The sequence below is a fragment of the Rufibacter hautae genome, from assembly GCF_008271695.1.
GTDB lineage: Bacteria > Bacteroidota > Bacteroidia > Cytophagales > Hymenobacteraceae > Nibribacter > Nibribacter hautae.
Genome location: NZ_VKKY01000002.1, coordinates 1,122,700 through 1,143,404, shown reverse-complemented (window position 1 = coordinate 1,143,404; position 20,705 = coordinate 1,122,700). Strand labels below are relative to the sequence as shown.

Annotated in this window: 14 protein-coding genes; 6 read left to right on the top strand and 8 right to left on the bottom strand. The window is 50.1% G+C overall.

Annotation, left to right across the window (positions count from 1 at the left end; translation table 11 throughout):
- Positions 1-182 precede the first annotated feature (182 nt).
- Positions 183-437: a hypothetical protein gene (locus FOA19_RS13585; RefSeq protein ID WP_149091342.1), complete on the top strand. Its 255-nt coding sequence runs from the start codon at positions 183-185 to the stop codon at positions 435-437.
- Positions 438-532: 95 nt separating this feature from the next.
- Here the strand turns inward: FOA19_RS13585 and FOA19_RS13580 are convergent, their stop codons facing one another.
- From FOA19_RS13580 to FOA19_RS13565, 4 genes are all read right to left on the bottom strand, one after another.
- A complete protein-coding gene (locus tag FOA19_RS13580; protein WP_149091341.1) occupies positions 533-880 on the bottom strand; it encodes a hypothetical protein in 348 nt (115 codons plus the stop codon).
- Between the two features lie 313 nt (positions 881-1,193).
- Positions 1,194-3,662: a TonB-dependent receptor domain-containing protein gene (locus FOA19_RS13575; RefSeq protein WP_149091340.1), complete on the bottom strand. Its 2,469-nt coding sequence runs from the start codon at positions 3,660-3,662 to the stop codon at positions 1,194-1,196.
- Between the two features lie 1,039 nt (positions 3,663-4,701).
- Positions 4,702-7,110, bottom strand: coding sequence for a M56 family metallopeptidase (locus tag FOA19_RS13570; protein WP_149091339.1), 2,409 nt, complete (start codon positions 7,108-7,110; stop codon positions 4,702-4,704).
- Between the two features lie 11 nt (positions 7,111-7,121).
- On the bottom strand, positions 7,122-7,487 hold the full coding sequence (locus FOA19_RS13565; protein WP_149091338.1) for a BlaI/MecI/CopY family transcriptional regulator: 366 nt from the start codon (positions 7,485-7,487) through the stop codon (positions 7,122-7,124).
- Between the two features lie 382 nt (positions 7,488-7,869).
- On the opposite strand from FOA19_RS13565, the gene corA reads away from it, so the two are divergent.
- Positions 7,870-8,820, top strand: a complete 951-nt coding sequence (gene corA, locus FOA19_RS13560) for a magnesium/cobalt transporter CorA (RefSeq protein WP_149091337.1) — start codon at positions 7,870-7,872, stop codon at positions 8,818-8,820.
- Between the two features lie 41 nt (positions 8,821-8,861).
- On the opposite strand, the gene FOA19_RS13555 is transcribed toward corA, so the two are convergent.
- A complete protein-coding gene (locus FOA19_RS13555) occupies positions 8,862-9,626 on the bottom strand; it encodes a hypothetical protein (protein ID WP_190300399.1) in 765 nt (254 codons plus the stop codon).
- Positions 9,627-9,881: 255 nt separating this feature from the next.
- Between FOA19_RS13555 and FOA19_RS13550 the strand changes: the two genes are divergently transcribed.
- Together FOA19_RS13550 and FOA19_RS13545 are read left to right on the top strand one after the other, a co-directional pair.
- The gene (locus FOA19_RS13550; RefSeq protein ID WP_190300398.1) at positions 9,882-10,643 is read left to right on the top strand and encodes an SOS response-associated peptidase; all 762 of its coding nucleotides are present in this window, start codon (positions 9,882-9,884) and stop codon (positions 10,641-10,643) included.
- 806 nt (positions 10,644-11,449) lie between these two features.
- Entirely contained in the window at positions 11,450-13,357 is a 1,908-nt protein-coding gene (locus tag FOA19_RS13545; protein WP_149091335.1) for a DEAD/DEAH box helicase, read from the top strand.
- A gap of 572 nt (positions 13,358-13,929) precedes the next feature.
- Here FOA19_RS13545 and FOA19_RS13540 read toward each other — a convergent pair.
- A complete protein-coding gene (locus tag FOA19_RS13540; RefSeq protein ID WP_149091334.1) occupies positions 13,930-15,171 on the bottom strand; it encodes a BaiN/RdsA family NAD(P)/FAD-dependent oxidoreductase in 1,242 nt (413 codons plus the stop codon).
- Positions 15,172-15,243: 72 nt separating this feature from the next.
- On the bottom strand, positions 15,244-16,065 hold the full coding sequence (locus tag FOA19_RS13535; protein ID WP_149091333.1) for an SDR family oxidoreductase: 822 nt from the start codon (positions 16,063-16,065) through the stop codon (positions 15,244-15,246).
- Between the two features lie 57 nt (positions 16,066-16,122).
- Here FOA19_RS13535 and FOA19_RS13530 point away from each other — a divergent pair, with 57 nt between their 5' ends.
- Positions 16,123-17,628, top strand: coding sequence for a phytoene desaturase family protein (locus tag FOA19_RS13530; RefSeq protein ID WP_223808892.1), 1,506 nt, complete (start codon positions 16,123-16,125; stop codon positions 17,626-17,628).
- Here FOA19_RS13530 and FOA19_RS13525 read toward each other — a convergent pair.
- Positions 17,617-19,593 carry a tetratricopeptide repeat-containing sensor histidine kinase gene (locus FOA19_RS13525; RefSeq protein ID WP_149091332.1) on the bottom strand — a complete coding sequence of 659 codons (1,977 nt, stop codon included), beginning with the start codon at positions 19,591-19,593 and terminating at the stop codon, positions 17,617-17,619. The genes FOA19_RS13530 and FOA19_RS13525 overlap by 12 nt on opposite strands.
- 209 nt (positions 19,594-19,802) lie before the next feature.
- Here FOA19_RS13525 and FOA19_RS13520 point away from each other — a divergent pair, with 209 nt between their 5' ends.
- The gene (locus FOA19_RS13520; RefSeq protein WP_223808891.1) at positions 19,803-20,702 is read left to right on the top strand and encodes an SDR family oxidoreductase; all 900 of its coding nucleotides are present in this window, start codon (positions 19,803-19,805) and stop codon (positions 20,700-20,702) included.
- The last annotated feature ends 3 nt before the right edge of the window (positions 20,703-20,705 follow it).

The following is a 20,705-nucleotide window of genomic DNA, read 5'->3' as shown; positions in this document are numbered from 1 at the left end:
TACAAGAAACAGGCTTAAAGCACGGGAGCTTTTTTTCATAAGCTTGCCCCTTGTTAGTCTTTAACCATCAAGGCGGGTAGTCCTTCTTTAAACCTTATCCGTACAATCTCAGAACAGAAAAGCTGGTGACTTTGGCTCCATCGGCTCAACTAAATACAATCAAGGTTCTAAAAGGATAAATAATGGCAAAAGAAAGCAGAATACTAAAAGCGATGTATGCCCTGGTAAATGACCAGGAAAGTAAAACCGAATTCCCCTTAGATGCGGCGGCAATTTCTCAACAAACGCCCGGACTTTCGCTGGGCGAGATTGAGCAGGAGATGCGGGATTTGGAGATCAAGAAACTGGTGCAGTTAGACCACGCAGAAGACATGACCTTGCTCTGCCGCCTCACCGAGGCTGGGGTAGAAGAAGCCGAGAAAGCTGCCAGGCATTAGAATAATCCTTCCTGACGAGAGGCTAAGGCTTTTTTATTTTGAAGCCTTTTTTGAAATATAGACGCAAAACGGAATACCCGCCGCGGCACAATTGCTTACTGGAAAGATTCCAGGGGAAGGGGCAGTTCCTCGCCGGTCATCACGAAGAAGAAGTTTTGGAGTTGGTGTACGAATTCTACCGGAGCGCTGGTGGCAATGTAGCCGCCGTTGAAGACAATCTCTTTATACTCGGGGTCTAGGGCCCACTGGCTCAGTTGCGGGAAGGTGAACTCGTGCTCCAGGGGATTGTATGTGGCACCAGACAGCCATTCTTCCGTGAGGGGCATAGGCGCGTACTCCTTCCCGTCTCCGCTTAGGATAGAAATTAATCTGGGAGCGTCTAAGGCAACTGGTTTGCCCGCTTCCAGAAGTATGTTGCCCAGCCGTAGTTCGTTCGCAAACATGCTGCAATATAAGAGTAAAACTTTTTTGGCCGTCGGTGATTTAGAAGACTGTTTCTTGGAAATAGGGTTTCGCTTACCCAAAATCAATTCACGTAGCGGTTGAATAGCCCTATGGGAAAACGGCAATTGAAAGACAAAGGTATTGAGGCTTAAAGAGATTCTTGTTTTTGTCCTTGTAAGATGCTGTGCTTCTTATAAATAAAGAGATGATAAATTTTTTGTATGTTCTTAAAGTAATTCTTTCTGTGAATGAAAACGCCTGCTCCTCAAGTGAGGAGCAGGCGTTTTCATAGGTGATTTTTAAATTTGGTGCTTACGTTCTGTTTACCTCATCTATGCTGTTCTGGCGTTTAGGGTCAAACTTGGCACCCCGGCTGAAATTGTACCGCAGGTTGATGCCTATGCTGCGGGCCCGGAAATATTGGTCAAACTCATTGATGTTTCTACCAATAGTACCCACTTTGATGCGCTGCCCTTTGAAGATGTCGTTGGCGTTGACGCTCAGGTCCAGCTTGTCCTCCAGGAAGCTTTTCTTGAAGCCCACGTTCACCCAAGACTGGCTATACACCTCGTACAGGCCGTAGGCCCCCGGACCGCGGTACCCGGCATTAATCTCCATTTTCAGCTTGCCGGGCAATAGGATGTTGTGGTTTGTCTGGAAGGAATAGAACACTTGGTCATTGGTGGCTTTCTGTTCGCCCACCATGGTCATGTATTTGCTGTACGATACCAGCGCGGTGTTCTGGGTGTCCCAGTTCTTCATGATCTTCACGGGCACGTTAGCGGTGAGGCTGAGGTTATGGCCATCATCCACGTTCCCGATGGTGTAAATGGTGAGTGCCCGTTCCACATCCAGAATAGGAATCTCGGCCATCACATCTTTGATCAACTGGTAATTGGCCACCAGCGAGTAATCTTTTTTGAAGGTCTGGGTTACCCCGATGGCGTGGGTGTACTGGGGCCGCAAGCCCGGGTTGCCCTGCCAATAGGTGTACGGATCTCGGTAGGCAATGAAGGGGTTCAGGTTTCCGTAATTGGGCCGCTGCAACCGGCGGCTGTAGCTGTAGTTGATCTGGTAGTTCTCGGTTACCTTCTGCTGCAGGAACAAGCTGGGAAAGAAGTTCAGGTAGCTGCGTTTGTTCACCTGGTCATAGGTGATGGATTCGCCCCTTGAAACGGTCTGCTCAGCCCTTAAACCCGCCTGGAGGGAATACCGCTCGCCTAGCTTGCTGCTCCAGTTGGCATAAAGCGCATAAATGTCCTCGTCGTAGATGAAATGGTTCGTACGCTGGGGGTCTAGCACCAGGGCTTCTGAGTTGTTGAAAAAGAAGCGCGAGTCATTGTCTGAGGCCACTCGGCTGGCTTTGGCACCGAACTCCACTTTACGTCCTCGGGAGAACGGATGGGTGTAATCTATTTTGGCGGAGTAAATGTTGTACCCGTTAGGCGTATCGGTGTAGAGGAAGTCTATGCTGTCGCGCTTGGTTCCGGTGAGGTCAAAGTAGTAATTGTAGAAGTTGGCATCTCCGCGGTTCGTGATCCGGACAAAGTCCAGGTTCGCTGAGAGGGTGGTGCCGGCCGTATCCAGCTTGCCCAGGTAATGCAGGTTAGTGGTGAAGTTGGTGAACCGGTTGGAATTGTAGTTGTTGGCGTCTATGTACTGGGTGGCGCTATTAGGCGCCCCGCCAATGTAAGTGTCGGTGAGGAAATCTGCGTGCAGTTTGTTTGTGTTGAAGTACGTCATGAAACCCACGCTGTGGTTGTCGTTCAGGCTGTAATCGGTGCCCAGGCGAACGGCGGGCGGACCTTGTACTTCAAAGTTACCGGTGGCCACCTGGTCAAAATAGGTGGTGTTCTGCTCGCCGTAGAAAACGCGGGTGAAGGTGGCTTCGCGGCCGCCCACGCGCCGGGCCACATCCAGGTTCAGGAACGAGTTCCAGGGTCCGGTTTTGTAGTTGAAGGTACTGCCCAGCGTGAAGCCCACCTGCTTGAAGTTATACGTAGAGCCCCCGTAGACACTGCCGTTCATGCCCTGCACCTCGTTCTTCCTGAGGTTGATGTTCAGAATACCCGAGGAACCTTCCGCGTCATACTTCGCCGAGGGGTTGGTGATAACCTCTATGTTTTTGAGGTTCTCGGCGGGCATGCCCTCCAGGAGAGACCGCAGATCCCGCGCCGAAAGGTACGTGAGTTTTCCGTCCAGCATCACCGTTACCCCAGAACGGCCGTTCAACTGAATATTCCCTTCCTGGTCAATGAAAACGCCCGGAGCCCGGGTAAGCACATCATAAGCGGTTCTTCCGGCGGCCAGGGCGGTGCCTTGCACACTCACTACCATTTTGTCGGCTTCCTGGGTGATGGTGGGCCGCAAGCCTTGTACCGTCACCTCCTTCAACTTAGTGGCCGCTACCTTCAGCCTGATCGTGCCCACCGATACCTCAGGCTTCTGATTCGTAAGCACAAGGTTGTGCCTGGAAACCGCCTCATACCCGATAAAGCTGAACGCCAAACTGTACTCTCCGGCGGCTACCCCCTTGAAGGTGAATTGCCCCTGCGCATCGGTAAGGGTTCCGTCTACCGAGGTGCTGGAGCCTTTTTTAACCAAGGACACTGTTGTGTATTGCACCGGTTTTCCGGTTGTTGAGTCGGTCACTACACCGGAGATTTTCCCCACGTTTTGGGCTGCCGGCGGGGTGCCTGGGTTGGTTTGCGCTTTCACCTCCTCCGAAAAGAAAAGGCATAGGCATAGCAGCCCCATTAAAAAGAGGTATCTTTTTTTCATAAGCTAGAGTTGTAGTTTCTTTAGATTTTGATGAGACTGGCTATTTGTATTCTAAAGACACCGGTTTCTTTTATCGGTTGCACGGGTGCTGATAATTTTTTAAGAATTATAGCTGCTTGTTGCTTTACCTGTTGAAATAGAAGGTATTCTGTTGAGTTGTGGGATTAATTCACAAATAGCTTAGGTGGTTCGGTTTGTGGTTGTTATTTGGAAAAGGCAGTGGAAAAGGAAAGTGTATTGTGTTTAGGTAAATGTGTACTGTGGTTCCTTTGTCTAGATTAAAGATTGGTTCTATTTGTTAGCCTAAATTTTAGGCTTTGTAACGGTTTGTTCTTCAACTTTCTGGCAAAAATGCTTACAAAACGCATGTCCCCCTTTGAAGGGGGTAGGGGGATGACTTCTGGTGCTGATCCTTCTTCTCCCACTTCCTCTGGTTCAAGTCTGTGACTTAGACCTACCATGGTCTGCAGTTTGCAACTGCAGTGAGGCGCTAGCCTCAAAATCACTTTGGAGGTAGTTCTTTCTATTTCCTACTTACCAAGTCTTATGGCTGCAGTCGCGGTCTGCCCGCGTTTGTCACTTTTCTCCTTGATGAGAAAAGTAACCAAAAGAATCAAGAAGAAAAGAAACTCGCTGACGCTCAGACAGTCTTTTCTTCATTCTTGTGACACCTGGCTGCCGTCCTCTGTTGCATAGATAACTTACGCCACTGCAGCTGGAAGAGCCACTGCCTGCGCTCGTCGGAGGTTGGGTTACGCATGCGCCCAACCTCCAACTCCCTGTATGTTACATTTTGCTCTAGAGCTGCTGCAATGCTTGCATCGTCCTGCAGGACGGGTGAATGGTGGTATGTACTTACTTGTTCTAATAGGTTTTACTTTTGTTACTGTAATTGTCACAAGGTACTAATGGCCTTACTTTACTTATATAAGGTAATGGTTCAGCCATTGTGAGGCATTTTAAATCAAGTGTTTTAAATATGAATTTCTGAAATCATGCTTTAAACACTTGATTAATGAAGATTGAAATTCAAAGGCATTTAGTCGCGTTTTGATCTTCGGGCCATGCCCATGATTTTCACGTTAATGTATTCGTCCAGGGTTTTGAGGTTGTAGCCTTCCTGGCGGGCTATTTTGATGAAGTTGCTGTTGACGCCGTGGATTCTTGCCTCGACGGCTTTGTCTGCGGATAGGTTTTTGAAACCAGCGTTGGCTAGGTCATCCAGGTAGGCTTTGTTGACGCCATGTATTTTGAGCTCCATGTATTTGTCTAGAGACAGGTCTTTGAAGCCGTAGGATCTCAGTTCTTCCACAGCTTTGGCGCTTACCCCGTGTATCTTGGCATCCACCACTTGATCCAGGCTCAGGTTGTTGAACCCCGCGGCTTTCAGGTCCTTGACGTAGGCGGTATTGACCCCGTGGATTTTGAGCTGGATGTATTTGTCCAGGGTAAACTCCCCGAAGCCCATGGATTTCACCTCGGTCAGGTAGGTAGGAGTGATGCCGTGGATTTTGGCCTCGATGATTTTATCAATGGAAAGGTCGTTGTAACCGGCTTTCCGCAGATCGCCTACGTAGGCCGGGGTCACGCCGTGGATCTTGGCTTCCATCATCTTTTCCATAGAAAGGTTCTTGAAACCCAGATTCTGCAACTGTTGCACGTATTCCTGTGTGATGCCGTGGATTCTGGCGCCAATCACATCTTCCATAGACGGTTTTTGGGCGCTGTGGTTCTTGAACAGAGTCAAATAGCTCTGGAAAGCATCTAGGGTGATGCCGTGGATGGCGAGTTCTTGCAGACGGTCTCCGTCTACATCGTTGTAGGTAGATTTCAGGAAATCAACATACTTCTTGTTCACGTCGGCCAGGAAGAGGTGGAAAAGGAGGTTCTCCTCTGAGTTAGCAATGCCCTTCTTAGACAGGTAGTTTTTAAAATCATCATCCTGGCTGAAGACGTATTTACCCTGGCTTACTTCCTCGGTTAGGTTACCGGTCAGTTTCAGCGTGCCGGCCTCGCGGGTCAATTGGAACACATTGTCGGCTTGCTTGGTGAAGGCATTTTTAGGATAGCACCGGGAGATGTTCCAATTAGAGTTATTGCTTTTGCCTTTCAGGTCCAGGCAGTATTCGTTTTGGTTTGCGTGGCCATACCAGAATCCCTCGGTCATGTTGGCGTTGCCGATGATGTTCATCCGGTTCCGGAATCTGGATGGTGCGGGTCGGTTGCTGCCAGGGGTGCCGAGTGAAGGAATGGATTTTATTCCCTGGGGTGCGGCAGGGTTCGGCGGCAGGTTTTCAAGTCCCGGGATGGATCCCGGACCTTCGGTAAGTGGCCTTGCTTCAGCCACTGTGTTGTCTTGAAGCTGAGGGCCGGGGTTTACCAAAGGAATCTGGGGCATTCTGCTGGCTACCGCTGAGTAGGTGTCAGACATCTCTTCCAAAATGGTTTTGCTGGTGGCGGGCTCATTCAACAACAGCAGCGTCCCGAAGAACAGCGGCGCCAGGAAGGTGTATTTCCAGAAGGCATGCGGGGTAGATTTTTTGGCGTTCATCATGAAAATGCGTTGTTTAAGAAGTGACTGGTTGTAGTTGGTGGTGATGGAAAGCGGCTTGTGCGGGCAGGCAATCTGCAGCAGGTTGAACTGGTACTGGGTTTTGCTGACCTGCTCTTTTTCCAGCAGCAGCGCATCTGTCTGGTACTCCAGGTTCTTTTCGACCTCTTTTTTGAAAAACCACATCAAAGGGTTGAACCACAAGAGAATAACAGCCACTTCTGCAAGGAGCAAGTCAAGGGTGTGGCCCTGTCGCACGTGTATTTTCTCGTGCGCGATAATCTGCTCATAGGTGTCAAAGTCATAGTCGTCTGGGTGGATGAAGATGTACTTGAAAAAGGAGCAGGGCGCCTGTTTGCTTTCCACGTTCACAATCATGTAATCGCCGTCCTCAATCTTGTCCTGGCTGCGGATGGCTTTCCAGAGCGTTCCGGCAATCTGGAAAAGCAGGTTGAGCCCGCAGACCGCCACCCCGAACAGGTACAGCAACACAAGCCAGAAAACCCAGGTGGTAGGGGCCTCCGCCTCCGCAGAGGTAGCGTTTGAGGTGCTAGCAGTTTGGCTTTGCCTGAGAACCTCCTCTTGCGCTAAGACCTGCGCTGAGGAAGCGGTTTCCTCAATGGCCGGAATGTTTTGGGCTTGTTTTCCGGCTTTGGGGCTTAAAACGGTGGTGGCTTTAACCTCGGCGGTCTGGGCTACCTTGAAAGCCTCTGCGATAAACCCCTGGTTGTTCACCAGTTTGGGTAGCGTGACAAAAGGCAGCGCAAACGCCAGCGCGATGCCGCAGAGCAGGTACAACCGATTGGTGGAGAAAAAGCTTTCCTGCTGCAGCACCATCTTGTAGAACAGGAAAACCACGCCAATCACGAAAGAAACTTTGAGGAGGTATTCTATCATGGCTTATGGAGTTAGGATGATTTCTTTGATTTAATGATCTGGATGAGCTCGTCTAACTCCGCATCAGACAGGTTCTCTTCCTTCGCGAAATGAGTGATCATCTTGGAGAAAGAATTCCCGAAGTACTTCTGCTTGATGCTGGCAACATCCTGGGTGCGGTACTCGGACAGGGGCACCTGCGGGGTGTATTGCAGGGTATTGCCCACTTTCTCTGACCGCAGGAATCCTTTTTCGTCCAGGATCTTCACCATGGTGGCCACGGTGTTGTAGTGTGGTTTCGGTTCTGGCAGCGCGTCTATGATATCCTTGATAAAGGCCTTCTCTAACCGCCAGATGATCTGCATGATCTGCTCTTCCCGTTTCCCTAGTTTCTGCATAATGGTAAATGTTTAACCAATACTACTAATTAATTAGGAGAAATCCTAATGCGTTAGTAGAAAAACTATTGGAATAGGAGAGAAGGTGTCCTGAATAAGTTTTTAGCCTATCTAATAATAAACATGCTTATATATAAACATGGATGTTGCCGAAGGTGAATCTAACCTTCGCCACAGGCAAGTGGCGGAAGTGGGCAAGCAGGAAAGGTGCATTTGCTTTTAGCTTTAGTAGAAGAATTAGTATGCAAATGATTATGGCCTATTTAGAAGCCAGATCACAAGAAGGTAATAGTCGGCATGCCAACATTATTCTATAAGTTTGCACCGTGAATTGAGTATGGTCTGGTTGCGCCGGGCAGAAGGATAATCTAGATGAGCTGAGATGATTAGAGGCTTCTATATAAGAGGAGGGGAGATCCACTGGGAGAAAAACCCGGAGAGCTTCCATGACCCGGAGAAAGGACGCATAATCTGGGTAGACCTGCAGTCGCCCACCGACCATGAGCAGCGCCTGGTGGAGGAGGAGTTCGGGATAGAGTTCTTCACCCAGCAGGAGGCCGCCGAGATTGAGAGTTCTTCCCGTTACTTTGAGGATGATAACATCTTTGAGGCGAACAGTGCCTTTGTCATGCACCAGGAGGGTTCCTACATCACCCGCCAGGTTTCCTTTATCCTCAAGAACGAGATACTGTTCACCCTGCGCCGCACCGAAATGAAATCCTTCGGGGAGACCGTGCGCAAGATGAAAACCTTCCGGAGCACCACCACCAAAGCCTTCCAGATCTGGCTCTTGCTCCTGGAAACCCAGATTGACTATGACGCCGACTTTATTGAGTTGCTGACCCGCACTACCAACGTGGTAAGTAAGCGCCTGGTGAAAGAGCAGTCCATTGAAGAAGAGATCCTGATCAGGATTACCGAACTCCAGGAGAACACCATCCTCATCAGGGAGAGCATCGTGGATAAGCAGCGGCTGGTTTCTTCGCTGTTGCGCAGCTACGCCGTGGAAGAGCCGGAGAAAGAGCGGCTGCGCACCATCATCAAAGACATTAACTCCCTCTTGCAACACACCCAATTCAGCTTTGAGCGTCTTGAATATCTGCAGAACACTTTTCTGGGTTTGGTGAACATTGAGCAAAACCAGGTCATTAAGATCTTCACCGTAATGACGGTGGTGTTCATGCCACCTACCTTAATTGCCAGCATTTACGGCATGAACTTCAAGGTGATGCCGGAGCTGAACTGGGTAGGAGGGTACCCGTTTGCCCTTACTATGATGGTGATTTCCTCACTGGCGTTCCTGTGGTACTTCAAGCGCAAGAAGTGGCTATAATTTCCTTGGCTTGACTTTCCTGAGGAATAAGAGCCTTATGGCTATTCGTAGTTCTCAAAATCAGTATCTATTCCAAACTCATCATCACCATACTCCTCCTCTGGTAAGTCTTCTTCTGCATCTCCCTCGCCATAGCCCTCTGGGAGAAGTTGGTTGATTAGATCTTCATGAATGGGTTCATAGATCAGTTCGCCTTTCAGCAGGAAAAGGTTTGCATTCATCATCACCTCGTAAATAGGCGTATGAATGTGCTTCGGGATTTTGAAGATGCGCTCATCTCGTTTATTGAAAGGAGTAGGCACTTTGGCGTCGTAGAGGAAGGGGAGGAGCGTTTTGGAACAGCTCAGCGCGATGCGGTGGATCTCATGGTGCTCAAAGTAGTCCTGCAGGCGCCCGTTAATGTTCTCAAAGAACTCCGCCGTTTCGCCTAGCCGCACCCTAGAGCCCGCCCTTGATTTGCCCTTCGTTTTCAGGTATTTAATCTGGCTTTTGCCCTGCTTCTTGCGGACCATATAGGACCGGAAAACCTTGTGATTGAGGTTCACGCCATCTCTGAAGTAACCCATCGCGCAATTTCCCGCTTGGATGAGCAGTATCACGTACTGTGCCGGTTTGTCAAGCTTAGGCTTGAGGTCCTCCTTCAAGGGCGGCACTGTAATGGGCAACCTGAATAGTACCTGTTCGTTTCCCTGCGCATCCAAAAGAATCACTCGGTGCTTCTCATAGTCATACGTGGCGGGCAAGGCCAACTCCTGTATTTTCTGCAGTACCTTGGCAGCGGCTTCTCGGGAGACAAATCTGTTCATAGACACGTTAAACGGAATTCCTGAACCACGAAGATGCACAATCTTTGGGGAAGGCCTGCGTGAAAATTATTGTATTTAGTTTCCTACTTTACTCCATTTTATGCCTGATTTCTGAAAACGGTGCTTTAACCAAAAGACGTCAAAGCATTCCCCTTGATTTATTGGTCTGAAGAGTTTCGCGCTTAGGGGCATCCTTGCCTATGCTGTGGCAAAAGCGTATATTTCCTTATCTGTTGAGCCTTAAACCCAATGCTTATGTGTGGCCGTTACTCGGTGAGCAAGAAAAAAGTACCCCAGGAGCACCGGTTTTCCTCCAAGCTGGAAGGCTTGGTGTTTGAGCCTAATTTTGATGCGCGGCCCTCGCAAAAACTGCCCGTCATCATTCCCGATGCCGAGAAAGCGATCATGGCTACCTGGGCTTCTCCGGAGAAGGAACCCGATGGAAAACCCACGTTTCCCTTCAACGTGCGCCAGGAAAACCTGCTGCGCATTCCTCGTTTTCGGGCCTTGTTGCCCCATCACCGTTGCATCATCCCCATTGACGGATTCTTTGAGTGGAAAGAACTGGAGGAAGACCTAGAAGAACCCGCGCCTGCTCCGCAACCTGATTTGGGGCTGGACCTTTTTGGCAACCCCATCCGGAGCAAGGAGGAGAAAAGCCGCTCAAAAAAAGCCAAGCCTCAGAAGCAGAAGTATCGGTTCACCCTCAAAAACGAAGAGCCCTTCGGATTAGCTGGTCTCTGGCGCGAAAGCCTTCTTCCCGACACCGGAGAGTTGGTTTCCTGCTTCAGTATCATCACTACCCAAGCCAACAGCGCCGTCATGCCCTACCATGACCGCATGCCCGTCATTCTCTCGCCCCAAAGCGAGAACATTTGGATGGACAACCGCCTGCAGGAACGCCAATGGTATAACGTGCTGCAGCCCTATGACTCACACAAAATGCGGGTCATGGCGATTGATGAGTATGAGAGTGTGTTGGGGAATTATGTTGCGCCGGCGCTTAATTCAAAATAAGATGTAGGTTAAAAGTTTTAGCCCTTGGTTTTAGAAAATGGCTTTAAAACGGTGAGGCATTTTTTTGTTTTCTGATGGAAAATTTTAGTCTGTTTGTGCTGGCGTGGCGCCGCTGTTTGCGTGTGTGCATTAGCTGTATTGTTCCATAGCTGGGCTCCGTGCGCTCACGGCCGCGAGGCCCCGCCTTCCAGCCTCGCGCTGCGCCAGCTTCCTTTGCTCCCTGCGGTCGCAATGCCTGCGGCACCGGAACCTGACAAGGCGCTCAACCGAAAGGCTGGAAACGGAAATGCGTGACAATTCCACAACAATGGCATCATTACCTTACACATGGTTCAAGTCTGTGACTTGGACCCAACTTGATGGCAGTTTGCAACTGCCGTGTGTATCGATCTTTCTACAACATGAGTATCCTCTTAAGAATGGCTAATACTAGATGTTGAAGCAGCAGACGAGGTTTTTAGATTAGGGTTGTTCACACTTGCCTTAACTAGCAAAGCAAAATCAATGTAGGGCAGACAACGCGTTTTAAGGCCTATTTTCAGGAAACCACGACAAAATAGGTCTCAAATTAAATAGGCCTTCAACTATTTGCGTTATATTAGCTGGTTTCTTTTATATAATAGGAACCGACTATTTTTTTGCGTACCTTTGCACAACAATACACGCCGAGACTCCGTTTGGTCTCATTTTTGGCAAAAAGGCACTTCTCAAGCAATCCTCTGTGCGGAATCCCGCAACGAAATCTTGATAAATGACGAATACCCTAGGGCAGGTGTATTGTCTTTTAATCACACTATCAAAAATTAATGGAAAGAATTAAATTCCAGGAGCTTCCGTTGTCGGAAGAAATCCAGCGCGCTATCGTGGACTTAGGCTACGAAGAGGCTTCTCCTATTCAGACTGCTGCTATTCCAATTTTAATGGAAGGCCGCGACGTTATCGGACAAGCCCAAACCGGTACTGGCAAGACTGCCGCCTTCGCGATCCCTACTATTGAAGGAATTGACCCTAACAACCGCGAGGTGCAGGCGTTGATTCTGTGCCCAACCCGTGAGTTGGCCATTCAGGTATCAGAAGAGATCCAAAAACTAATCAAATACAAAAAAGGCATCAGCGTAGTGCCTATTTATGGTGGTCAGCCCTATGAGCGCCAGTTACGCGCCCTCAAGCAAGGGGTACAGATCGTGATCGGGACGCCCGGTCGCGTGATGGACCACATTGAAAGAGGAACCCTTCGTCTAGAAACCACTAAAACCATCATCTTAGATGAGGCCGACGAAATGTTGGACATGGGTTTTAGAGAAGACATTGAGTTTGTTCTGACCAAAATGCCGGAAGACCGCCAGACGGTTTTCTTCTCGGCTACCATGAGCAAGCCAATCATGGAGCTGACGCGCAAGTACCAGACCAACCCCGAGGTGGTGAAGGTAACCCAGCAGCAGCTGACAGTGACCAACATTGAGCAGGTCTACTTTGAAGTACGCAGCGGCGGCAAGATGGAAACCACCACTCGCCTCATTGACATGTACAATTTCAAAGTGGTGATCATCTTCTGTAACACCAAGCGTATGGTAGACGAGCTGGTGAGCAACCTCCAGGCCCGCGGCTACTTCGCCGATGGTCTGCACGGTGACCTGAACCAGAACCAGCGGAACAACGTGATGACTAAGTTCAAAGCGGGTACCCTGGAAATCCTGGTAGCCACTGACGTTGCCGCCCGTGGTATTGACGTAGACGATGTGGAAGCCGTAATCAACTATGACCTTCCGCAGGACGAAGAGAACTACGTACATCGCATCGGGCGTACAGGACGCGCCGGTAAATCAGGGAAAGCCTTCTCTTTTGTGGCTGGTCGTGACTTGTACAAACTGCGCGACATTGAGCGTTTTACCAAAGCCAAGATCGTTCGTCAGAACGTTCCTACTTATGAAGACGTAGCCGAAGTTCGCACCACGCTGGTGTTGGATCAGGTGAAAGAAGTCATTCAGAAAGGTGGCTTGTCTAAGCACATCCTCAAGATTGAGCGTCTGGTAGATCAGGACTTCACCACTATTGACATTGCCGCGGCTTTGTTGAAAATGGTGATGAAAGACACCAAAAACAAAGAGAAAAGCGCCGAGGCCGCTGAAGGTAAGGGTGGTCCTAAACCAGGTTTCGATCGTTTGTTCGTGACCCTGGGCAAGAAAGACCGTCTGCACCCGAAAGACCTGGTAGATATCCTTACCAACAGCACCAGCATCCCGGGCGGTAAAGTAGGCGATATTGACCTATATGACCGCTTCAGCTTTATTGAGGTACCAACCGAGTACACCTCTGAGATCCTGGAACGCTTAGCGGTATCTGAGATCAACGGCATGACCGTGAAGTTCCAGAAGGCCGAGAAGAAAAACATGGATCCCGCCGAAGGTGGCCGTGAGCTGCAAGAACTGGAAGACCGTCCTAGAAAGAAATTCTACGATGGACCTTTCAACAACCGTGGCGGCGACCGCGACAGAGGCGGTGACCGTGGTGGCAGCAGAGGCGGCTACGGCGGAGACCGTGGAGGAGACAGAGGCGGCCGTTCTTACGGCGGTGGCGACAGAGACCGTGGTGGTGATCGTGGCGGAAGAAGCTACGGTGGCGGTGACCGCGGTGGCAGAAGCTTCGGCGGAGGAGACCGTGACCGTGGAAACAGCGGCGGTGGGTTCCGGGAAAGAAAAAGAAGAGATTTCTAGAAATATTTTCCAGATCCTGTAACCCAAGCTACAAACCTCCCGTTTAATTGAGGGACAGAGCTTAAAAGTTAATAAAGGGTTTAGTATCTGTTTTAAAAAAATCGCGGTCCAGAAGAGACCGCGATTTTTTTTTGCCCATACTTCAACGTTTTAGACCTGTTTTTGTAAACATGGGCCCAATTGTTCCTTCTGAGGCTCTCGCCACACGGCAGTTGCAAACTGCCGGTCATGGTAGGTCCAAGTCACAGACTTGAACCATGTGAAAGGATGGTGATGCCATTGTTGTGGAATTGTCACGCATTTCCGTTTCCAGCCTTTCGGTTAAGCGCCTTGTCAGGTTCCGGTGCCGAAGGCATTGTGAACGAAGGGAGCAAAGGAAGCTGGCGCAGCGCGAGGCCGGAAGGAGGGGCCCCGCGGCCGTGAGCGCTCGGAGCCTAGCTATGCAACAGTATAGTGGGTGAATCCACGCAAAATGCGGCGTTACGCCAGCAAAAGCGGACTAGGTTGGCAGATAATTGCCTATAAAGTGAAATAAGGAAATGCCTTTGAACCTTATTTTATGAAAAGCAGAGTTAAGCTGTTTGCGCCATAGCCTTCCCTGCAAGAAACCCTCCTGTCCACGCCGCTTGAAAGTTGAACCCGCCAGTAATCCCATCAATGTCCACCACTTCTCCGGCAAAGAAAAGCCCAGGTACCAAGCGGCTTTCCATTCGGTCAAGGTGCAGTTCCTCCAACTTAATACCGCCGCAGGTAACAAATTCTTCTTTGAAGGTAGTCTTGCCCTTCACTTCAAAAGGAGTCCTCAGCAAAAGCTCTATTAGCTTGTTTTGGGCTTTCCCGGCCAGTTCAGACCATTTTACTGTGTCAGGCACCTCGGCCAATTCGCATAACCGTTGCCAAAGCCTACTTGGTAGACCAAAAAGTGCATTGGTGAACACGGTCTTTCTGGGTGAGGACTGCCGTTGCTGAAGGATCTGCTGACGTACCTGGTCCTCTGAAAAATCGGGCACCCAGTTGACTAAGGCGGTGCCGGTGTAAGCCAGACCATGCATGACCTTGGCGCCCCATGCGGAGAACCGCAATACAGCAGGTCCGCTTAAACCCCAATGGGTAATAAGCAAAGGTCCATCCGTTTCCAGTTTCTGACCTGTAAGTTTCACCTTAGCTTTTGGGACTGACACACCCTGTAAGTCTTTGAAAGGAGAAGAGGGAACGTTAAGGGTGAACAATGACGGAACCGGAGACTCAATGGTATGACCAAGTTTAATGAGCCATTGGTAATTTTCGGGTTTAGGATTGCCCCCGGTCGCTACCAATAGCTTAGAGGCAGTGATTCTTTCCCCGTTACTCAAATGCAAGACAAACCGCTCTTGGGGGTTGGCTTCCCCTTGTACCTGGATCTCATTCACGCCAAGTCCAGTCTTAATTTCTACTCCCGCTTTTTTGGCAGATTGCATTAAGCAGTCTACAATGGTTTCTGAGGAATTGGACTGCGGAAACATACGCCCGTCAGCCTCGGTTTTGAGTTTTACCCCACGGTTCTCAAACCAAGCCACGGTGTCCTCGGCGCCGAAGGAAGGAAGTAGCTTTTTCAGGGCTTTCTGGCCCCGTGGGTAGTGCTGGGAAAAGGCGGAAGTTTGGAAACAGGCATGGGTCACGTTGCAGCGGCCACCGCCAGATACCCGCACTTTGGAAAGCAGTTTAGTTGTCTTCTCCAATAGAATTACCTGTAGGCAGGGGTTGGTTTCGGCACAGGTAATGGCCCCGAAGAAACCTGCCGCGCCTCCTCCAATAATGACAACTGTCTCTTGCATTTGTTTTTCGCTTTCTTCTACAAAATTAGACAAAAAACAGCACGCATTAGTTTAGAACAGGCAAATGGAATACTAAAAGTTAGGTGCAAAAAGGCATTGCAAAGGATCTGGAAACAAGAAAGTATAATCCAATTCCTGCTGAATGAAATCACTGTTGATGATCTTGTACTTTTCTTCTTCAGCTAAGGCAAAAGCAGGAGGCGTAAGGCCCAATCCCTTGGCGGCAAGCGTGTAGAATTCCTGCCGGGTTGGATGTTCCGGCGCACAGGCGTTAAAGGTGAACCCCCATTTTTCCTGTTGGAGGATTTCCAGAAGCAGGCCCACGCAATCGGCTAAGTGAATCATGTTTACCGGACCGTTTGGCTGCGGAACCTCGGTTTTACCGGCCAGAAACCTGCCCGGGTGCCTGGTTCCGCCCATCAAACCCCCAAACCGAACGACCGTTGACTGGGCGGTGGCTTGCTGCACCAGATATTCGCACCGTAGCATAAGGGAAGCCGCGCTAGGGGAAGCCACGGCATCTTCTTCCTTTACCTCGCGGTTCAGGTCTGGATAGACAGAGGTGGAGGAGACAAAAATAACTTTTAAAGCAGCCGGGGCTGCTGCCAAAACGGTTTGCAGAAGCTGCTCATAAGAATTTTGGTCTGTGGCTGATCTGGAAGGCGGCAGGTTGAAGACCAGAACATCGGTGGCTAAGAAATCCTGCAGGTCCGTTTCAGAGCTGTTTTCCGGAAAAGAGAGCAAAAACGGTTCTATCCCGGCGGTCTGTAATACGTCCACTTTGGCCGGAGTGGTGGTAGAGCCTTTCACTTCATAGCCCTTTTTTACTAATTCCTGAGCCAAAGGGAAGCCCAGCCAACCACAGCCCATCACACTGATTCTAGTCTTTTGCATGTCGCAAAGAACGCCCTAAATGATCAGTAGCGCAACAAAACGCTAGGGATTTGGTTCATGCTGTACATGGATGCACAACAGGTACAGGTGGCGGTCATCGGCTCTGGTTTTGGGGGACTCACGGCGGCGGCGCTGCTGGCGAAAGCTGGACTGCAGGTGACGGTTCTGGAACAAAACAACTATCCCGGGGGATGTGCCTCCTCTTACAAGCGCAAAGGGTATTGGTTTGAAACCGGAGCTACTACCCTGGTTGGCTTAGATGAGCACATGCCGGTTCGGTACCTGGTAGACCAACTCCAATTATCCCTGCCCATTATCCCACTAGAAGTACCCATGCAGGTTCGCCTGACAGACGGAACGTTGATTACCCGTTTCCAGAATCTGGAGGAATGGATCAGAGAAGCGGAGCGAGTTTTCGGGGTTGAAGGGCAGCGACCTTTTTGGGAAACCTGTTATGACCTCAGCCAGAAGGTGTGGCGCACCTCGTTGCGGCAGTTAAGTTTTCCGTTCAGCTCTTTTTCAGACCTTTGGCAGGCGGCAAAGTCCGTCAGATGGGAACAGGTTAGTCTGGTACCCATGGCTTTCCAGAACATGCAGGACCTCCTACAAAAGCACGGGTTGCTGCAGAATGCCCGCTTCGTGGATTTTGTTGACCAGCAGTTGTTGATCACAGCCCAGAACCACCACCCTGAGGTGAATGTCCTCTTCGGGGCTACGGCCCTGTGCTACACCCAATACGGCAACTATTATATGCCCGGCGGGTTGCGCCAAGTGAGTGAGCACGTAGTTCAGTACTTGGAGCAGCATCATGGCCAAATGCTGTACCGCCGCTTTGTAAAACAAATCACCCCTGAACCAGGAAAGGGGTATCGGATTGATACGGACAAAGGACTCGTCTATGCGGAGTTCCTGGTCTGCGGATTGCCCTTGAACAACGTGAGCGCACTTTTCCAGAGTGAAAAGGTAAATAAGAAGTTGCAGAAGTATCTATTGCCTGCAAAGCAGATCAACGGAGCGGTTACCTGGGGAATTGTCTTTGCCAGGAGTAGTGCCACCCCCAAAGTGTTGCACCACCAGTTGCACGTGCCCGGCGGGGTGCCCTACCTTCAAAGCAAAAGCATCTTTGTAAGCCTCAGCCACCTCGAAGATGAGCAAAGAGCACCCAAGGGAATGTGCGTAGCCTCCGTGAGTACGCATGTGCCAAATCCCCCGGAAAATTGGGTTCATGAGAAAAAGGAATTGGAAAGATGGGTTATCCATTTCCTGGTAGGCCAGGGTTTCTTCACCGAAGATCAGGTAAGGTTTGTTCAGGCAGCAACGCCCGGCGCCTGGATTGATTGGACCGGAAGAGAGTGGGGCCAGGTAGGAGGTTATCCGCAATACCAGCGCATCAAGCCCTGGCAAATGAAAGACGCGCGCTTAGATGGTGAGAAAGCCTATGTCTGCGGAGATACCGTTTATCCAGGGCAGGGTATCCCTGGGGTTTGCCTGAGCGGAATCATTGCGGCCCACAAACTTTTGCGTGACCATTTCACAGATAAAGTGAAGCAGCTACACCAGTGATTCCTCTTCCTCGGGCGAAGGGGAGAAGCTTTCTTCGTGTTCAAGCAACTGATAGGCCGGCACGGTGAAATGGAAAAGGGAACCCACGCCTTCTTCGCTTTCCACCCAGATCTCGCCGCCGTTTTTCTCAATAAACTCTTTGCAAAGCATCAGACCCAAACCGTTGCCTTTTTCATTGGCCGTACCTTTTTCCTTGAAATTATTTGCCCCGAAGAGTTTCAACTGGTTTTGGGGGCTGATGCCCACGCCGCAGTCTTTCACCGTCACCACCAATTGCTCCTCGTCCAAGGATTCAGCCATGATTTCCACCTCAGCGCCTTCATGGCAGAATTTGATGGAGTTGGAAATAAGGTTCCGGAAGACCAGTTTCAGCGTCTCTTCATCTACCAAGGCCCAGAGATCCGGGGAGACATGGTTAATCAGGTGGATGCCTTTTTTCTGCGCCTGCGGTAACAGTAACCTGATGTTCTGTTCTACCAACTCATGCAACTGCAGCGGTTCTGGCTCCAGGCTCACTCCTTTCATCTGGATCTTGGCCCAGACAAGTAAGTTGTCCAGCAAACTCAAGGTGTTTTGCTGTTGGGTATCCAGTTCTTTTACAAAGCGGTCCAGCTTCTCCGGCGGAAGTTTCCCCATGGCCAACAGTTGCAACAGCGACTGCAAGGAAATGAGCGGGCTTCTTAGATCATGCGCTATGATGGAGAAAAGGATGTCTTTTTGATGGTTCAGTTTCTCCAGTTCCTCCTTTTGGTGCTGGATGTCCTGGTTCTTCTCCAAAATGACAAGATTGAAATCAGACAACTGCTCATTGGCCGTTTTTGCTCGCCGGCGACCTTTAAAGAAAACGTAAGCCAAGGCCAGCGCCATCAAAAGTAAAATACCCGTGGCGTACTGAATCAATCCTTTCTGGGCCAGTTTCTCTTTCTGTAGTTCCTGCTCTACGCGTAAGCGGTGGTTTTCGGCCTCCTTTTTCTCCAACTCGTACTTGGCGTGCATTTCTGCCTGGGCTTCGTTTTGTTGCCGGTTATAAAGGCTGTCTTTGTAGGCCGTATGCAGCGCAAGGTACTTGTGCGCCAAAGGGTAATTCTTCTGAGCCAGGTACACTTCATTCAAAAGCAAAGACGCTTCCTGCACACCTTCCGGGGAGGGAACCTGTTGTGAAATCCCCAGGCTTTTCTGGCCAAGGCTAGCGGCTTTGGCAAAATCCTTGGTTTGCAGATAGATGCGGGCCAGACACCGGTAAATGTAGATTTTGTTTATCTCATTTCGCGTTTGCTCACTAATCTCCAGGGAGTTATACAAGTGGGCAAGGGCTTTCTTATTCTGCCCCAAAAGGAAATAGATGTTGCCTAAGTTCAGGTCGCTGAGCGCCTGGTCATATTTGTCTCCGTCTTCTTTGTTTATTTCCTTCACCTGCAGGTAATAGTCCAGGGCTTTTGCGGGTTGCTCCATGAGCTCATAGGTGGCGCCTATGTTGTTCAGCGAGGTGCTGATGGTACGCCGCCGCTGGATGCGCCGCCCTATGTTCAAGGCTTTCTGGAAGAACGCCAAAGACTCTTCGTAGTTCTGCTGGCCCCGGTGGATGTTTCCCAGCGCATTGTAACTGGAGGCCATGCCCACGGAATCATGCAGGTCTTCCCGTATTTTAAGGGCTTTGTAGGTGAATTCAGAGGCCTTGATGAGGTTGTTGAGCCAATAATAGCCAATACTGATGTTGTTGTAAGCCGCCCCCAGTTGTTTCTGTTCATCTATTTGCTGGGCCAAGTCTGCGGCTTTTTGGCCGTACAAAATGGCTTGCTGGGGGTTTACTTCCCGGTAATACTCACTGATCCGGTTGTAGAGCTCTACTTTTTTCTGGGGCGTGGAAGCCCGCTCCAGCTCCTGCATCAGGACCACCGGAGACCGGCCCAGGAGGGGGAACGCTGCCAGAATGAACCACAAAAAAAGGAAGTATAATTTTTTCATTACATTCACAGCTTGGCCAAAAACTCAGAAGTGTTTGTCCGGTCAGTTTAAGTAAACTGCAATTCTTTTGAAATACTTAGTTTTAAGTATTCTGGCGTAGCGCATTACCCCATTTTGGGTGCAATTTTATCTTTTGATAAATATATTATTTTTCAAACTAATTCTAAAGCAGGGCAGAAATATTATCTTTCCAACTTAGAAATTCACGTATGGGAACCTATTCAGAACCAATGCTCCGCGATGGGGCGCTTAAAGGCAAAACAATCATTATTACCGGCGGCGGAACCGGCCTTGGTAAATCCATGGGAATCTACTTTCTGCAACTGGGGGCCAACCTGGTGATCACCAGTCGGAAAATGGAAGTTTTGGAGAAAACGGCCCGGGAAATGGAAGAGCAGACCGGCGGACAGGTACTGCCCGTTGCCTGCGACGTTCGCAAGCCCCTGGAAGTGGAAGCCATGCTGCAAGCCACCCTGAACAAGTTTGGGGCGGTGCACGGATTATTAAACAACGCGGCCGGAAACTTCATCAGCCCAACGGAAAGATTGTCTCCCAAAGCCTTTGACGTAATCGTGGATATCGTCCTGAAAGGCAGCTACAACTGTACGCTCACCTTAGGGAAGCATTGGATTGAAAACCAACAACCCGGCACCATTCTCAACATCGTGACCACCTATGCCTGGACCGGTTCTGGGTACGTGGTGCCTTCGGCTACGGCCAAGGCGGGCGTGCTGGCCATGACCCGTTCCCTGGCCGCAGAGTGGGCCAAGTACGGCATTCGTTCAAACGCCATCGCGCCGGGGCCGTTCCCAACGGAAGGCGCCTGGAGCCGCCTTTTCCCCGAGGCATTGGCCAAGAAGCTTGATCCTTTGAACCGCATCCCGGTGAAGCGCTACGGCGAGCACCAGGAACTGGCTAACCTGGCGGCTTACCTTATCTCAGATTACTCCGCTTACGTGAACGGCGAAGTGGTCACCATTGACGGAGGCGAGTGGCTGTACGGCGGCGGCGAGTTCAACTACCTGGACCAGGTTCCGCACGAGATGTGGGATACCATTGAGCAGATGGTGCGGGGCAAAAAAACAGGTTCAAAGCCAGACAAAGAATAGTTT

What these genes read in the sequence shown, in the direction of transcription:
- FOA19_RS13530 (WP_223808892.1), top strand. Translation starts at nt 16,123, where the DNA reads ATGCTGTACATGGATGCACAACAGGTACAGGTGGCGGTCATCGGCTCT.
- FOA19_RS13580 (WP_149091341.1), bottom strand. Translation starts at nt 880, where the DNA reads ATGTTTGCGAACGAACTACGGCTGGGCAACATACTTCTGGAAGCGGGC.
- FOA19_RS13535 (WP_149091333.1), bottom strand. Translation starts at nt 16,065, where the DNA reads ATGCAAAAGACTAGAATCAGTGTGATGGGCTGTGGTTGGCTGGGCTTC.
- FOA19_RS13540 (WP_149091334.1), bottom strand. Translation starts at nt 15,171, where the DNA reads ATGCAAGAGACAGTTGTCATTATTGGAGGAGGCGCGGCAGGTTTCTTC.
- FOA19_RS13520 (WP_223808891.1), top strand. Translation starts at nt 19,803, where the DNA reads ATGGGAACCTATTCAGAACCAATGCTCCGCGATGGGGCGCTTAAAGGC.
- FOA19_RS13575 (WP_149091340.1), bottom strand. Translation starts at nt 3,662, where the DNA reads ATGAAAAAAAGATACCTCTTTTTAATGGGGCTGCTATGCCTATGCCTT.
- FOA19_RS13585 (WP_149091342.1), top strand. Translation starts at nt 183, where the DNA reads ATGGCAAAAGAAAGCAGAATACTAAAAGCGATGTATGCCCTGGTAAAT.
- corA (WP_149091337.1), top strand. Translation starts at nt 7,870, where the DNA reads ATGATTAGAGGCTTCTATATAAGAGGAGGGGAGATCCACTGGGAGAAA.
- FOA19_RS13570 (WP_149091339.1), bottom strand. Translation starts at nt 7,110, where the DNA reads ATGATAGAATACCTCCTCAAAGTTTCTTTCGTGATTGGCGTGGTTTTC.
- FOA19_RS13525 (WP_149091332.1), bottom strand. Translation starts at nt 19,593, where the DNA reads ATGAAAAAATTATACTTCCTTTTTTTGTGGTTCATTCTGGCAGCGTTC.
- FOA19_RS13550 (WP_190300398.1), top strand. Translation starts at nt 9,882, where the DNA reads ATGTGTGGCCGTTACTCGGTGAGCAAGAAAAAAGTACCCCAGGAGCAC.
- FOA19_RS13545 (WP_149091335.1), top strand. Translation starts at nt 11,450, where the DNA reads ATGGAAAGAATTAAATTCCAGGAGCTTCCGTTGTCGGAAGAAATCCAG.
- FOA19_RS13565 (WP_149091338.1), bottom strand. Translation starts at nt 7,487, where the DNA reads ATGCAGAAACTAGGGAAACGGGAAGAGCAGATCATGCAGATCATCTGG.
- FOA19_RS13555 (WP_190300399.1), bottom strand. Translation starts at nt 9,626, where the DNA reads ATGAACAGATTTGTCTCCCGAGAAGCCGCTGCCAAGGTACTGCAGAAA.